The sequence below is a fragment of the Salinisphaera dokdonensis CL-ES53 genome (assembly GCF_040361215.1).
Taxonomy (GTDB): Bacteria; Pseudomonadota; Gammaproteobacteria; order Nevskiales; family Salinisphaeraceae; genus Salinisphaera; species Salinisphaera dokdonensis.
This window is the reverse complement of record NZ_APND01000003.1, coordinates 521400-535448: the sequence shown is the minus strand read 5'-3', so window position 1 is coordinate 535448 and position 14049 is coordinate 521400. Positions and strand designations below refer to the sequence as shown.

General features: G+C 62.6%; 13 protein-coding genes. All 13 read left to right on the top strand.

Translation table 11 applies throughout. From position 1 onward, the window contains the following. The first annotated feature begins 21 nt into the window (after nucleotides 1-21). A complete protein-coding gene (locus SADO_RS12010) occupies nucleotides 22-717 on the top strand; it encodes an ABC transporter ATP-binding protein (RefSeq protein ID WP_353111663.1) in 696 nt (231 codons plus the stop codon). Between the two features lie 702 nt (nucleotides 718-1419). Beyond that, nucleotides 1420-2283: a branched-chain amino acid ABC transporter permease gene (locus SADO_RS12005; RefSeq protein ID WP_353111661.1), complete on the top strand. Its 864-nt coding sequence runs from the start codon at nucleotides 1420-1422 to the stop codon at nucleotides 2281-2283. Further along, nucleotides 2283-3326 carry a branched-chain amino acid ABC transporter permease gene (locus tag SADO_RS12000; RefSeq protein WP_353111659.1) on the top strand — a complete coding sequence of 348 codons (1044 nt, stop codon included), beginning with the start codon at nucleotides 2283-2285 and terminating at the stop codon, nucleotides 3324-3326. The genes SADO_RS12005 and SADO_RS12000 overlap by 1 nt, the downstream gene beginning before the upstream one ends. Further along, nucleotides 3319-4083: an ABC transporter ATP-binding protein gene (locus SADO_RS11995; RefSeq protein WP_353111657.1), complete on the top strand. Its 765-nt coding sequence runs from the start codon at nucleotides 3319-3321 to the stop codon at nucleotides 4081-4083. The genes SADO_RS12000 and SADO_RS11995 overlap by 8 nt, the downstream gene beginning before the upstream one ends. Beyond that, nucleotides 4070-4777 carry an ABC transporter ATP-binding protein gene (locus SADO_RS11990; protein ID WP_353111655.1) on the top strand — a complete coding sequence of 236 codons (708 nt, stop codon included), beginning with the start codon at nucleotides 4070-4072 and terminating at the stop codon, nucleotides 4775-4777. The genes SADO_RS11995 and SADO_RS11990 overlap by 14 nt, the downstream gene beginning before the upstream one ends. 87 nt (nucleotides 4778-4864) lie before the next feature. Further along, nucleotides 4865-6034: an ABC transporter substrate-binding protein gene (locus tag SADO_RS11985; protein WP_353111653.1), complete on the top strand. Its 1170-nt coding sequence runs from the start codon at nucleotides 4865-4867 to the stop codon at nucleotides 6032-6034. Nucleotides 6035-6156: 122 nt separating this feature from the next. Beyond that, complete coding sequence (curA, locus tag SADO_RS11980; RefSeq protein ID WP_353111651.1) at nucleotides 6157-7188, top strand: NADPH-dependent curcumin/dihydrocurcumin reductase; 1032 nt, start codon at nucleotides 6157-6159, stop codon at nucleotides 7186-7188. Nucleotides 7189-7197: 9 nt separating this feature from the next. Continuing rightward, nucleotides 7198-8649: a DHA2 family efflux MFS transporter permease subunit gene (locus tag SADO_RS11975; RefSeq protein ID WP_353111649.1), complete on the top strand. Its 1452-nt coding sequence runs from the start codon at nucleotides 7198-7200 to the stop codon at nucleotides 8647-8649. Nucleotides 8650-9162: 513 nt separating this feature from the next. Beyond that, the gene (locus SADO_RS11970) at nucleotides 9163-9966 is read left to right on the top strand and encodes an IclR family transcriptional regulator (RefSeq protein WP_353111647.1); all 804 of its coding nucleotides are present in this window, start codon (nucleotides 9163-9165) and stop codon (nucleotides 9964-9966) included. A 121-nt stretch (nucleotides 9967-10087) separates the two neighbouring features. Next, nucleotides 10088-10474: a PaaI family thioesterase gene (locus tag SADO_RS11965; protein WP_353111829.1), complete on the top strand. Its 387-nt coding sequence runs from the start codon at nucleotides 10088-10090 to the stop codon at nucleotides 10472-10474. A 430-nt stretch (nucleotides 10475-10904) separates the two neighbouring features. Further along, on the top strand, nucleotides 10905-12119 hold the full coding sequence (locus SADO_RS11960) for an acyl-CoA dehydrogenase family protein (protein WP_353111645.1): 1215 nt from the start codon (nucleotides 10905-10907) through the stop codon (nucleotides 12117-12119). A 67-nt stretch (nucleotides 12120-12186) separates the two neighbouring features. Further along, on the top strand, nucleotides 12187-12951 hold the full coding sequence (locus SADO_RS11955) for an SDR family NAD(P)-dependent oxidoreductase (protein ID WP_353111643.1): 765 nt from the start codon (nucleotides 12187-12189) through the stop codon (nucleotides 12949-12951). 1 nt (nucleotide 12952) lies between these two features. Further along, nucleotides 12953-14035, top strand: coding sequence for a phosphotransferase family protein (locus SADO_RS11950; RefSeq protein ID WP_353111641.1), 1083 nt, complete (start codon nucleotides 12953-12955; stop codon nucleotides 14033-14035). The last annotated feature ends 14 nt before the right edge of the window (nucleotides 14036-14049 follow it).

Below are 14049 nucleotides of genomic sequence, written 5' to 3'. Positions count from 1 at the left end.
TTAAAACATCAGAGATCACGCATGCTCGAAGTAGAGAATCTGCACGCCTATTACGGCAAGAGTCATATCCTGCAGGGCGTCGAATTCAAGGTCGGCGAGGGCGAGATCGTGAGCCTGCTCGGTCGCAATGGCGTGGGCCGCTCGACGACATGCAAGTCGATCATGGGGCTCGTGCCGCCGCGCGGCTCGGTCCGTTTCAAGGGCGAGGAACTCGCCGGCTTGAGCGCCCACAAGATCGCGCGCAAGGGGATCGGCTATGTCCCGGAAGACCGGCTGGTCTTCAGTGGGCTGACCACGCGCGAGAATCTCGAAATGGGCGTACAGAAGGCCGGTGCCGACGTGCGTTGGTCGATCGATGACGCCTACCGACTGTTCCCGCGTCTGTCCGAGCGGGCGGAGGTCAAGGCCGATCTGTTGTCGGGCGGTGAGCAGCAGATGCTGAGCATGTGCCGCACCATGATGGGCAACCCGTCGCTGGTGATGATCGACGAACCCACCGAAGGGCTGGCGCCACAGATTGTCGAGCAGGTGGGGGACTTCCTGCTCGAAGTCGCTGCCAGCGGCGTATCGATCCTGCTGGTCGAGCAGAAGCTGAGTATCGCCATGCGCGTGTCCCATCGGGTGTATGTGATGGGACATGGGCAGATCGTGTTCGAAGGCACGCCCAAGGATCTCGAGGACGACGCGGCGATACGTAAGGAGTGGCTCGAAGTCTGAGCCCCTGCCTATCGGTGCGCGGCGGCGTAACCCGCAGTTTTCCCTGGCGTGCGCATGCTGGTCGCGCGGGTTACGTACCGGTAAGGGCGCCGTTTTCGACCTGTCGGTCATGCGCGCCGACGATGTAATAGGCCGGTCTACTACGATCCCTTCTGCTTTGGTCTTATAGCTCTGAACGCGCGCTTGCATCACGCTCGAACGAACGTTCGATAGCGGGCTGGCTAAGGTTCCGTATCAAGGCGTTGAAACGGATATGCACGCCGCACAACGGCTGCCACGGATTCGGCGATCACTAAGTGAAATGTGGTTTCAAAATACTGTTGACGCCGGTGTGGGGCCGTGGCAGCTTTGGCTGCGAGAGATAATAAAAACGGCGCCGCCGAGCCAACCGACATAGATCGGAACGACATCCCTGCGGCGCTCAAACTGGATGAGGAGATACCCCGCATGACCGATTGTCAGGTCAGGTTGCGGTCGACGGTCGAGTTGCGTGCGCTCGCTGCGCCCGACTCGCGTCAGCCGGCAAGCGCAAACACACGGTGTTTGCTCACGGCCGTTCCCCACAGGGCTGTTCCAACAGCCGGGCCGCGTTCGCGTGCTGCGAATGCCAGCCCCATCCACGTTGCCTTCCGAGATGTCCGCCGTATCCGGCAGGCGTCCTGTTCCGTCTAGCAACCGTCCTTTCTACAGGGGGAAACCGTCTTGGATTTGTTCCTACAGCAGGTTCTCAACGGCCTGACACTCGGCAGTATCTACGGGCTTGTGGCCCTGGGGCTGACCCTGGTGTACGGCATTCTGCACGTGCCCAACTTCGCCCATGGCGCGCTCTACATGGTGGGCGCCTATATCTGTTATTTCACGATGGCCGAGCTGGGGCTGAACTACTGGTTTGCCATCGGCATGGCGGCTGTTGTGGTCGCCGCGCTATCGGTGATCTGTGAGCGGCTGGTCTTCCATCCGCTGCGGCACGCGCCGCCGATTCACGACAAGATCGCGGCGATCGGGATTCTGCTGTTTCTCGAAGCCGTGGTTCAGATGCACTGGGGTGCGGATTTCCGTCGTATCCCCACGCCTTATACCGAGATTCTGCGTATCGGCGAGCTGACCCTGCCGGCCCAGCGTTTGCTGATCATCGTCGGTGCCTTCTCGCTGATGGGGGCCTTGCATCTTTACCTGAAGAAGACGATGACCGGAGCGACCATCGTGGCCATGGCGCAGAACCGTGAAGGCGCGTTTCTGGTCGGGATCGATGCCAACCGTGTGGCGATGATGACGTTTGCTATTGCTGGTGCGCTGGCGGCGGTCGCGGCCGGCCTGTTCGCTCCGATCAACCTGGTCTATCCGGCGATGGGGCATCTGGTGCTGCTCAAGGCCTTCGTGATCATCATTCTCGGCGGCATGGGCAGTATTCCGGGGGCCATCATCGGCGGCCTGATCATCGGCTTTTCCGAAGCGCTCGGCGGCTTTTATATCTCGAGCACCTACAAGGACGTGATCGCGTTCGTGTTGCTAGTGGTGATCCTGTCGATCAAGCCGACCGGCCTGTTCACCAAGGGGGTCCGCTAATGAATCGCGCGATCGATTTCTTTCTCGGTTCGACCATGCGCTGGCTGCTGCTTGGCCTGGCGATCCTGTTCCCGCTGGTGACCGATAGCGAGTACCACATCTACGTGATGGCGCTGGCTTTCATCTGGGCGATTGCCGTCTACGGCATGAACATCGTCACCGGTTACTGTGGCCAGTTGAATCTGGCGCACGGCGGCTTCTTCGCGATCGGCGCCTATGTTGTCGCGATTCTCACAGTCGACCACAGCTGGGCGTTCTGGCCGGCCTTCGTGGTCGCCGGCATCTTCGGTGCCGTGTTCGGCTTGATCGTCGGCGTGGTCGCGTTGCGGCTCAAGGAGCATTACTTCGCGATCTTCACGTTGTGCGTGGGCTACATCATCTATCTGTTGATCGACAAGTGGGGCGAACTCACCCACGGCTCGCTGGGCATCATCAACATCGCGCCGCCGGAAGGCTTCGGTCTGGTCGATTTCACCGAGACGGTGCCGTTCTATTACCTGGTGCTGGCGTTCCTGGCGCTGGCGATCTGGCTGACGCGTCGTATTTCCGAGTCCCTGCTTGGGCGGACCTTCCGCGCCATCCGTATCAGTGACGATCTGGCCCAGTCGCTGGGTATCAACCTGATGCGCAACAAGGTGCTGGCGTTCGTGATCTCTACCGTATACGCGGCGCTGGCCGGCGGACTCTATGCCGGCGTGGTGCGTTTCATCGGTCCCGAGGAAGCGAACTTCATTCACACCTTCGACATGATCGCCTACCTGCTGGTTGGCGGGATCGGCACCCTGATGGGGCCGTTGCTCGGCACCCTGATCATCACCTGGCTGACCCAGGCGGTGCAGTCGCTCGAGGAGTACCGGATGATCGTATTCGGCCCGATGCTGGTGCTGCTGGTGATCTTCTTCCCGCGTGGGCTGGTCGGCAGCTTCCTGGGCTGGCGTGGACGTCGTCTCGCCCGTCAGGCGCCGCGCTCGGTGCGGCAGTCGAAGCTGGACAGCAAACGCGAAGGCGACAGCCCGGCCGAAGGAGCGCGCAACAATGCTTAGTATCCGCAATCTCACGAAACGCTTCGGCGGCCTGGCAGCGGTCAACGATGTCAGCGTCGAATTCCCGGCCAACCAGATCAACGCGATCATCGGCCCCAACGGCGCCGGAAAGACCACGTTCTTCAATCTGGTGGCCGGCGCCATGGCGCCGACCGAGGGCGTGATCGAATACAAAGGTCAGAACCTGGCCGGTAAATCCCCGGATTCGATCGCGCGGCTCGGCGTGGCGCGCACGTTCCAGACCACGATGCTGTTCGAGGAGTCGACCGTGCTCGACAACCTCATCGTCGGTCACCGTCTGCGTACCGAATCGCGGCTGTGGGATGTGATCACGAACTCCAAGCGCCTTCGCGCCGACGAAAAGCGCTGCCGAGAGCGGGCGGCCGAGGTGCTGGATTTCGTTGGCCTGTCGCATATCGGCCATCGCTATATAGCCGACACCAGCCAGGAAGAGCGCAAGCGCATCGCCTTCGCACTGGCGCTGGCGACCGATCCCGAACTGGTCCTGCTCGACGAGCCCGCCGGTGGTGTGAACCCTGAAGAAACCGATGGTCTGGTCGATCTGATCCACAAGATGGTCAAGCACGGCGTCACCGTCTGCCTGATCGAACACAAGATGGACATGATCATGCGCATCGCCGACAAGATCATGGTGCTCGACCACGGCGAGAAGATCTCCGAGGGCACGCCCGAACAAGTCAAGAACGACCCGGTCGTGATCGAAGCCTATCTGGGGAAAGAAGATGCTGAAGCTTGAGGGCGTCGACGCCAAGTACGACAGTTTCAAGGCGCTGGACGGCGTCTCGATGGAGATCGATCGCGGCGAACTGGTGGTCCTGCTGGGCGCCAACGGCGCAGGCAAGACGACACTGTTCAACACCATCAGCGGGCTGATGAAGCCGGCGGCCGGGCGTATAAGCGTCGACGGCAAGGACGTGACCGGGCGCAAGCCCTCGGCGCTGGTGCAATCGGGCGTGGTGCAGTGCCCGGAAGGGCGCAAGCTGTTCGCCGGGATGTCGGTGCTCAAGAACCTGCGTCTGGGCGGCTATGTGCATCGCCGCGATCGCAAGGGGATGAACGAAACACTGGAACGCATCCTGGCGATGTTCCCGATTCTCGACGAGAAGAAGGACGAGTCGGCGGGATCGCTGTCCGGCGGTCAGCAGCAGATGGTCGCGGTCGGGCGTGCCCTGATGGGCCGGCCCAAACTGCTGATGCTCGACGAGCCGTCGCTCGGCCTGGCGCCGCTGGTGGTGAAGCAGGTGTTCGAGACCGTGCAACAGATCAATGCCGAAGGTACGACCGTGCTGCTGGCCGAACAAAATGCCTACGCGGCACTCAAGATCGCCTCGCGTGCCTACGTGATGGAGAACGGCAAGCTGGTAATGCAGGGCGACCGCGAGGAAATGCTCGGCAACGAAGCCGTGCGCAAGGCTTATATCGGCGCCTGATTCCGGGCGTCATTCATGTGATTACAAGAAATCTCGTGACCCACGAGCTGTAGCAACCCAACCCGTATAAAACGAGGGGAGATAAAGATGACATTTAAGAAGACGGTTCGCCGGGCAGCAGTTGCCACGGCTCTGGCCATGGGTATGGTCGGTGCGGTTCAGGCCGCGGAGAAGGTCAATATCGGTTTCACCGGGCCGCTGTCCGGCGGCGCCGCGCTCTACGGCGAAAACACGTTGGAAGGCCTGCGCATGGCCGCTGAAGAGATCAACGCCGGCGGCGGCGTCGATGTCGACGGCACCCAGTACGAGATCAACATCGTAAGCCTCGACGACATGTATTCGCCCAGCCGTGCTGCCGTGAACGGCAAGCGTCTGGTGCAGCAGTACAGCACGCCGATCGTGTTCACTCCGCACTCAGGCGGCACCTTCGCGCTGCAGGCCTTCAACGAGCGTGATGGCTTCCTGGTCATGTCCTATACCTCGATCCCCTCGGTCACCGAGAAGGGCAACGAGCTGACGGTCAAGATTCCGCCGAATTTCACCGACTACGTGAAGCCGTTCACCAAGCTCACCATGGATCGCTACGGCAAGAAGCTCGGCGTGGCCAATGCCACCCACGACTACGCCAAGTACTGGACCAAGGCCTTCGTGCCGGCCTGGGAAGCCGCCGGCGGTGAAGTCGTCGCCAGCAATCCGATGGACTACAACAAGTCCGCGGATTTCTACACCGGCGTGAGCAAGGTGCTGGCCGCCGATCCCGACGTGCTGTTCGTGGGCGGCGCCTCCGAGCCGACCGGTCTGGTCGTGCGCCAGGCGCGTGAACTGGGCTTCGAAGGCGGCTTCGTGATCATGGATCAGGCCAAGATCGATGAAGTGGCCAAGGTCGCTGGCGGCATGGAAGCGGTCGAGGGCGGCGTGGGCGTGACCCCGCTGGTCTACTCCGATAACCCCGGTGCGGCCGATTTCGTGGAACTCTACGAGAAGGATCACGACGGCGTGCCGACTTCGGAAACCGCCTACAACTACTTCGCCATGCATCTCGTGGCCAAGGCCATGGAAGAGGCCGGCAGTGTGGAGGATGCGAAGGCGATCCGTGCGGCTATTCCGGCCGCGTTGGGCAACGTCGCAACGGAGCACAACCCCTACGAAGTCAAGGACATCAGCGACAGCGGCAACCTCGCGGTTGACGTCGAAATCGCCGAAGTCATGGACGGTAAGGTAGAACTGCGCAAGATCTCGGAGATCGACGCCGAATAGAGTCCCAAGGGGACGCTCCCGCAATTCAGGGGCACTTCGGTGCCCCTGTTTTCTTTGCGGGACACTTTTTGCAGACGGCCGCGGTATCAGGCCGCGATCGTTATTATTCAGGAGCTTCAGATATGACTGTCAATCGCCAGATTATTCTTGCGCAGCGTCCGCAAGGCATGCCCGATGAAACCCACCTGCAATTGCAGGACGGCGCGATGCCCAGCCCCGGTGAGGGCGAGGTGCTCGTCAAGACCATCTACATGTCGTTGGACCCCTACATGCGTGGCCGCATGAGTGCCGCCAAGTCCTATGCCGCGAGCGTGGCCGAAGGCGCAGTGATGGAAGGTGCGACGGTGGGCGAGGTCGTGGAATCGAACAACGACGGTTTCGCGGTCGGTGACTACGTGCTTGCCCACGGCGGCTGGCAGGAATATGCCGTGCAGTCGGCCACCACGCTGCGCAAGCTCGATCCGGACAACGCACCGATCAGCACCGCGGTAGGCGTGCTCGGCATGACTGGTTTCACGGCTTACTCGGGGCTCGACGAGATCGGCGCGCCCAAGGCCGGCGAAACCGTTGTCGTCTCTGCCGCTGCCGGGGCGGTCGGCCAGATCGTCGGCCAGATTGCGAAGATCAAGGGCTGTCGTGTGGTCGGCATCGCCGGCGCCGAAGACAAGTGCCGGCACGTGGTCGATGCCTACGGCTTCGATGCCTGTGTGAACTACAAGGAAGACGATTTCGCCGATCAGCTCGCGGCAGCCTGTCCGGACGGGGTCGACGTCTATTTCGAGAATGTTGGTGGCGTGGTCTTCGACACGGTACGGGGGCTGTTCAACGACTTCGCCCGAATTCCGGTCTGCGGGCGCATCGCCCACTACAACGACAGCGAAGCGCCGCCCGGCCCGGATCGGCTCGTGGCGTTCATGGGCCAGGTACTGGTCAAGCGGCTGCGTGTGCAGGGCTTCATCCAGTTTGATTTCAAGCACCGCTACGGTGATTTCCAGCGCGATATGAGCGCTTGGGTACGTTCCGGTGAAGTGCGTTATCAGGAAGATATCGTCGACGGCCTTGAGAACGCGGTCGACGCATTCCAGGGTCTGCTGCAGGGGCGCAATCGCGGCAAACTATTGGTCCAGGTCGCCCCCGACCCGACGCGAGGCTAGTATCCGCGGGTGAACGCAACGCCGGACAACCAGCGCACCATCGAGGGCCTGATCGCCCACTACGGCAGCGCCTACAAGTGGTATGTCACCGCTACGGTGATGCTGGGCACGTTCTCGGTGGTGCTGGCAGCGACGATTATCAACGTCGCGGTCCCGGCGATCATGGGTCGTTTCGGCGTCGCCCAGGACGAGGTGCACTGGCTGGCGACCGGCTTTCTGGCTGCGATGACGGTCGGCATGCTCCTCAACGCCTGGGCGGTTGCCCGGTTCGGTTCCCGGCGCGCTTTCGCGCTGGCCATGGCGGGCTTCATCATCGCCTCGCTCATCGGTGGGTTGAGCGGCGATTTCGGCGTGCTGGTCGGGGCCCGGGCCTTGCAGGGGCTGACTGCCGGCATGATTCAGCCGCATGCGCTGATCGTGATATTTCAGGTCTTTCCAGTGCATCGTCGCGGTCAGGCGATGGGCATCTACGGCATGGGCGTGATTCTGGGCCCGGCGATCGCGCCGGCGCTCGGCGGCGTGCTGGTGGACGTCATTTCCTGGCGCGCGACGTTCTTTGCCGTGATGCCGGCCTGTGCGTTGGCGATGGGCATGGCATGGCGGTTTCTGCCCGGACGGCATGATGACCGGCGGGTCGCGCTGGACTGGGGCGGGCTCGTGTTGTTGAGCCTGTCGCTGGTGGCCCTGTTATGGGCTGTTGCTTCGCTGCACCGGCGAGGCGTGCTCGATCCGCTGCTCGATGGCGTGTTGGTGGCAGGCCTGGTGCTGGCTGTCGTTTTTGTAGTCTGGCAGCGCCGCTGCCGCGAGCCGCTACTGGACCTGTCTTTGTTTCGGCGGCCGGGATTTACGGGCGGCTTTGCGCTGTCGATCGTGATGGGCGCAGGCCTGTTCGCCAGCACCTATCTGGCGCCCCTGTATTTCCAGCAGTCGGCAGGCATGAGCGCGTCGGCGGCCGGCATGATGCTGGTGCCGGCAGGCCTGGCCATGGCATTTGTCTTTCCGGTCGCCGGGCATCTTTCCGACCGGGTGCCGATCTCGCGCATGGTCAGCGTGGGGCTGGCTTTCTTCATCGCCAGTATGGTGCTGCTGAGCCTGTCAGAGACCACGACCGCGATTGCTTGGCTTGTGATCTGGACGCTGTTCGGGCGCCTTGGCGTCGGGCTGATGATGCCGCCGGTCACTACCGCCAGTCTTACCGTGCTTGAGGACGGTCAGCTCGATCGCGGCTCCGGCATCATCAACTTCGGGCGACAGATCGGCGGCGCGCTGGGTGTCAATCTCTGCGCGGTACTTGCCCAGTACACCAGCGACTTCGCGCGGATGCGTCATCCCGGTCTCGACCCGGCCGCGGTGTACGAAGCGGGGTTCGATTACGCGTTCATGGCGCTCGCGCTGCTTTTCGTGATCGCCTACTGGCCGTTGTATCGGCTCGCGCAGGCACGCCGTGCCGTGGACGCCTGAGCGGATATTGCGGGTGGTTGCGCCCGTGTGGAAGTGCCGCGGGCGCGCCGATCAGCGCGGTTACGCTGTTCGGTCGGCAAACAGCTCGCTGCATTGAATTTGATGCATGAATGTTGCAGCTGCGCAGAATACGGCGCAGTTTCCCGACCCGGAAGCACTAAAGCGCTCGGTGCGCCTCGATGTGCACATTCAACGGCGATTTCCCGAAATAATAAAAAAATTTAGAAACAGTGTTTTATAAAAAATCTGTACCCTTTTTCGGAGCGTCCGTGTCAACTGCGACTTTTTCGGTATGGCACGTGCATGGGAAAGTGCCTAATGTCTCGACTCGGTAACCGATACACGGCGGCTTGGGGGTCGGCGGGTCGGGCTTGCGCATGGCTGCGGGCTACCGAGTGCCGGCGCCGCCGCGCGGATCGGATGCCGTCTCACGATAGAAGAATGAAATTTACGCGGGATCGTGCTTGCACGGCCGACGCGACAGGAAAATAATGCTTCGGGGAGCAAGATACGATGCGAAAGACACAGTTAGCCGATGGCCCGGATCAGAACAAGGGCCATAACTACGTCACGGCGCTCGCGCGTGGCCTCGAACTGCTGCGTTGTTTTGGTGATGCGGCCGAGTATCTGGGCAATGCAGAACTGGCCAAGCGCACGGATATCCCACGCCCCACCGTCTCGCGCCTGACGGCAACGCTGACGCATCTGGGTTATCTGCTGTACATGCCGCATCTCGAGAAGTATCGCCTCGGGCCGCGCGTGCTGGATCTCGGCTATCGGTATCTGGCCAGCGAGGGCGTGGGCGGTATCGCCCAGCCGTTCATGCAGGACCTGGCCGATGCCACCGATTGCATGGTCGCGATCGGCGTGCCGGAAGGCGCCCATCTCACCTATACCCATACCTGCCAGGGCAAGGGACCGCTGATCCTGCGTCTGCAGGTCGGCTCGCGCGTGCCGATGGCGCTGTCGTCGATGGGGCTGGCCTTTCTGGCAGCGCACGACGAAGCCGACCGTGAGGTCTACTACGAAAAGATCCGTGAGGAGTCGCGTGTGCCATGGTCGGAAATCGAGCCGCTGCTCGAAAGGGCCTATGCCGACTACGAACGCTACGGCTTCTGTATGACCGAAAGCACCTGGAGCCGCGATATCAGCGGCGTCGGCGTGCCGCTGGTGCTCGAGAACGGCCAGCGGGTGATGTCGTTCAATTGTGGCGGCGCCTCGCAAAGACTCACGCGAGAAGTCATGATCGAAAACCTCGGCCCACGCCTCAAAGAGGTGGTGGATCAGGTTCGACAACTCGTGGTGGGTGGTGACTGACAACATCGCAGGCGGCGGTTCGCCGTCGCAATCCGAAGACGACCGCAATGGTGGGGCGCAGGACACGGCCTTCACCCTCGATCATGCCAATGCGCGCTACGACCGCGGCTTTGCTGCGCATCTGGGCTTCGAGTTTCTCGAATGGGAGCCGGAGCGCGCGGTGCTCGGTCTGGAAATTCAGGACTGGCATCTGAATCTCGCCGGCGTGCTTCACGGCGGCATCCTGGCGTCGCTGCTCGATATAGCGGGTGCAGCGGCCGGCAGCTATTGCCCGTATCCCGGGCGCATCCGCAAGGCAATCACGCTGTCCATGACCACGACGTTTACCGGTCAGGTCAGCGAGGGCCATGTGCGTGCGGTCGGCCGGCGTCGAGCCGGGGGCAGCCGCATCTTCAATTCCAGTGTCGATATCGTGGATTCGCACGACCGCCTGCTGGCGATGGGCGAGGGCACCTACCGGCTGCGCAGCGGCTGCGAAGGCCCGGAAGGTCTTCCGATCGACGAATAAGCGCGCGACGCCGTCCGGCGTCGGTGCGATCCTTGGCTGTATCCCGATTCGCGCAGCGCGCGGGATGTGGCCGTGTGCGCGTCGCTAGCGCGCGCCCGGGGTTTGCGGATGGGCGACATTCACAGCGTGCCGGCCGGCCGTTAACCGGGTAATAGAAAACAGTCGAATTGCGCTGCGAATAGGCGTAGGCTTCGGCGGTGAACGATCGTTCGGTTTCGAGCGCGACCCAGGCGGTAGAAGGCGTATGCCTTGCGGCGAGGGTGGCCCAAACGAAGCGGAATCAAGCGTTCACACACAGCGTGAAACGCCGTTTCAATAAATTGACGACCTTTCAGCGCTGTGTCAGTTTTCTGCTTCGATAACAACACGCCGGGCACGATCGGCCCTGCCATCGGCCCGGCGCACGACAGCCCGACAAAGAGGAGATGCCATGCTGGCGCTATCCAAGCAAGCCGAGGATCTACATTCCCGGCTACTCGCGTTCATGGACGCACACGTGTATCCGGCCGAAGCGGTCTACAAGCAGCAGCACGACGAAAGCGACGACCGCTGGGCCTGGCCGCCGATCATGGAAGAGCTCAAGGCCAAGGCCAAAGCCGAAGGCCTGTGGAATCTGTTCCTGCCGGAAAGCGAATATGGCGCGGGCCTGTCGAACTACGATTATGCCCATCTGTGCGAGATCATGGGCCGTTCGGCGATCGCGCCGATCGTGTTCAACTGCAGCGCACCGGATACCGGCAACATGGAAGTGCTGGCCCGCTACGGCAGCGAAGCGCAGCAGAAGGAATGGCTGGAGCCGCTGCTCGACGGCAAGATCAAGTCGTGCTTCTCGATGACCGAGCCGGACGTGGCCTCCTCGGACGCGACCAACATCGCCACCGAGATCAAGCGCGACGGCGACGAGTACATCGTCAACGGCCGCAAGTGGTGGTCCTCGGGTGCGATGGCGCGCAACTGCAAGATCGCCATCGTCATGGGCAAGAACGACCCGACCGCCGAGAAGCATCGCCAGCAGTCGATGATCCTCGTGCCGCTGGATACCCCCGGCGTGAAGATCGAGCGGCCGCTGCACGTATTCGGCTACGACCATGCGCCCAAGGGCCACGCCGAGATTCACTACGACAACGTGCGCGTGCCGGCCGAGAACCTGCTGCTGGGCGAAGGCCGCGGTTTCGAGATTGCCCAGGGCCGTCTTGGTCCGGGCCGTATCCATCACTGCATGCGCACCATCGGCCTGGCCGAGCGCGCGCTGGAAGCGATGTGCGAACGCGTCGAGAGCCGTGAAGCCTTCGGCCGCAAGATTTCCGAGTTCGATTCGATCCGCAAGAACATTGCGCGCTCGCGTATCGAGATCGAGCAGGCCCGTCTGCTCACGCTCAAGGCCGCCAAGATGATGGACGAGGTGGGCAACAAGGAAGCCCGCCAGGAAATCGCCATGATCAAGGTGATCGCTCCGGAAATGGCGCTCAACGTCATCGACCGCGCGATCCAGGCCCATGGCGCCATGGGCGTGTGTCAGGACAGCTTCCTGGCCTCGGCCTGGGCGAATGTCCGCACCCTGCGTCTGGCTGATGGCCCCGACGAGGTGCATCTCGACAGCATCGCCAAGCTCGAGCTGCGTCGCCAGCGCGCCGCCCGCGGCTGATAAACCGAAGAAAAGCGTGCCGGTCCGATCGTGGCCGGCACCTGCCCCGAATCGAGAGGAGAACCCCATGTCCAGTCTTTTTGATCTGAACGGCAAGGTCGCGGTCATCACTGGCTCCAGCCGCGGTATCGGCAAGGCCATCGCCGAGCAGATGGCCGCTCATGGCGCCAAGGTCGTGATTTCCAGCCGCAAGCCCGAGGCCTGCGAGCCGGTCGCCGAAGAACTGCGCGCTGCCGGCTACGACGCCACGGCGATTGCCTGTCATGTCGGCAAGAAGGAAGACCTGCAGAATCTGGTCGACAAGACCAAGGAAGTCTACGGCCAGATCGACGTCCTGGTCTGCAATGCCGCGACCAACCCGGTCTATGGCACCACGGCCGAACTGTCGGACGAAGCCTGGGACAAGATCATGGAAACCAACGTGCGCGGCACGTTCTGGCTGTGCAACATGGTCCTGCCCGACATGGCCAAGCAGGGCGGCGGTAACGTCATCGTGCTGTCTTCGATCGCCGGCATGCGTGGCAACACCGTCATCGGCGCCTACGGCGTATCCAAGGCAGCCGAAGCCGCGCTGGTGCGCAATCTGGCCGTCGAATGGGGGCCGAAGAACATCCGCGTAAATGCCATCGCGCCGGGTCTGGTCCGCACCGACTTCGCCAAGGCCCTGGTCGAGGATCCGAAGCGTCTCGAACAGGCCGAGCAGCGCACGCCGGTACGGCGTATCGGCGAGCCGGTGGATATCGCGGGCGTGGCGATGTTCCTGGCGACGCCTGCCAGCGCCTATGTCACCGGCCAGACGCTCGTCGCCGATGGCGGCGAAACCATCTGCTGATATGGCGTCTGGCGATCAAGCCGGCGCGCCCGAGATCGTGGCCATACGCGAAGCGCATCGCTTCGATCTCGCAGCGCTGGAAAAATATCTGAACGATCACGGCCTGCTGGACGGCGCGCTCGAAGTGAGCCAGTTCCAGGGTGGCCAGTCGAATCCCACGTTCTTCCTGGCGACCGGCACGGCCGATGCGCCGCGCCATTACGTGCTGCGCAAGCAGCCGCCGGGCAAGATCCTGCCGTCGGCGCATCGTATCGATCGCGAGTACAAGGTGATGTCGGCACTCGCCGACGCGCCCGACGTGCCTGTGCCGCGTATGCATGTCCATTGCGAGGATGCCGATGTCATCGGCACGCCGTTCTACGTAATGGATTACGTGCCCGGCCGGGTATTCGGCGATCCGGCGCTGCCGGAACTCGGCACGGATGAGCGTGCCGGCGTCTACCATTCGCTGGTGGATACGCTGGCCGCACTGCACGCGGTCGATGTCGACGAGGTCGGGCTATCCGAATTTGGTCGGCCGAACGGCTATGTCGAACGCCAGATCAAGCGCTGGCGTGGCCAGTACGAAGCCTCGGCGACAGAGACTGATCCGGCGATGGATGCCCTCGGCCGGTGGCTGACCGACCATATCCCGGCCGATACCCGGCCGGCGATCGCACACGGTGATTTCCGTATCGGCAACCTGTTGCTGGCGCCGGATTCGACGTCGGTTGCCGCGATTCTCGACTGGGAACTGGCCACGATCGGTCATCCGATCGCGGATCTGGCCTATGCCTGCATGCCTTATTATCTGCCTTACGGCGTGAAGGGCGTGCGCGGTATCGAAGGCCTGGATCTCGCGGCGCACGGCATCCCCAGCGAGGAATCCCAGCTGGCCCGGTACTGCGAGCGTCGCGGGATTGCCGGCATTGACGAGTGGCCAGTCTTCGTGGCCTTTTCGCTGTTCCGTACGGCGGCGATTCTGCAGGGCGTGTATGCGCGCGCAGTGCAGGGCAATGCCAGCAATAGCGATGCGCTTGATGTCGGTCGGCGCGCCGGCTTGATTGCCGAGCGTGGCTGGGCCGTGGCGCGTGCCCACGATTGAAGGCCGCACAGTTT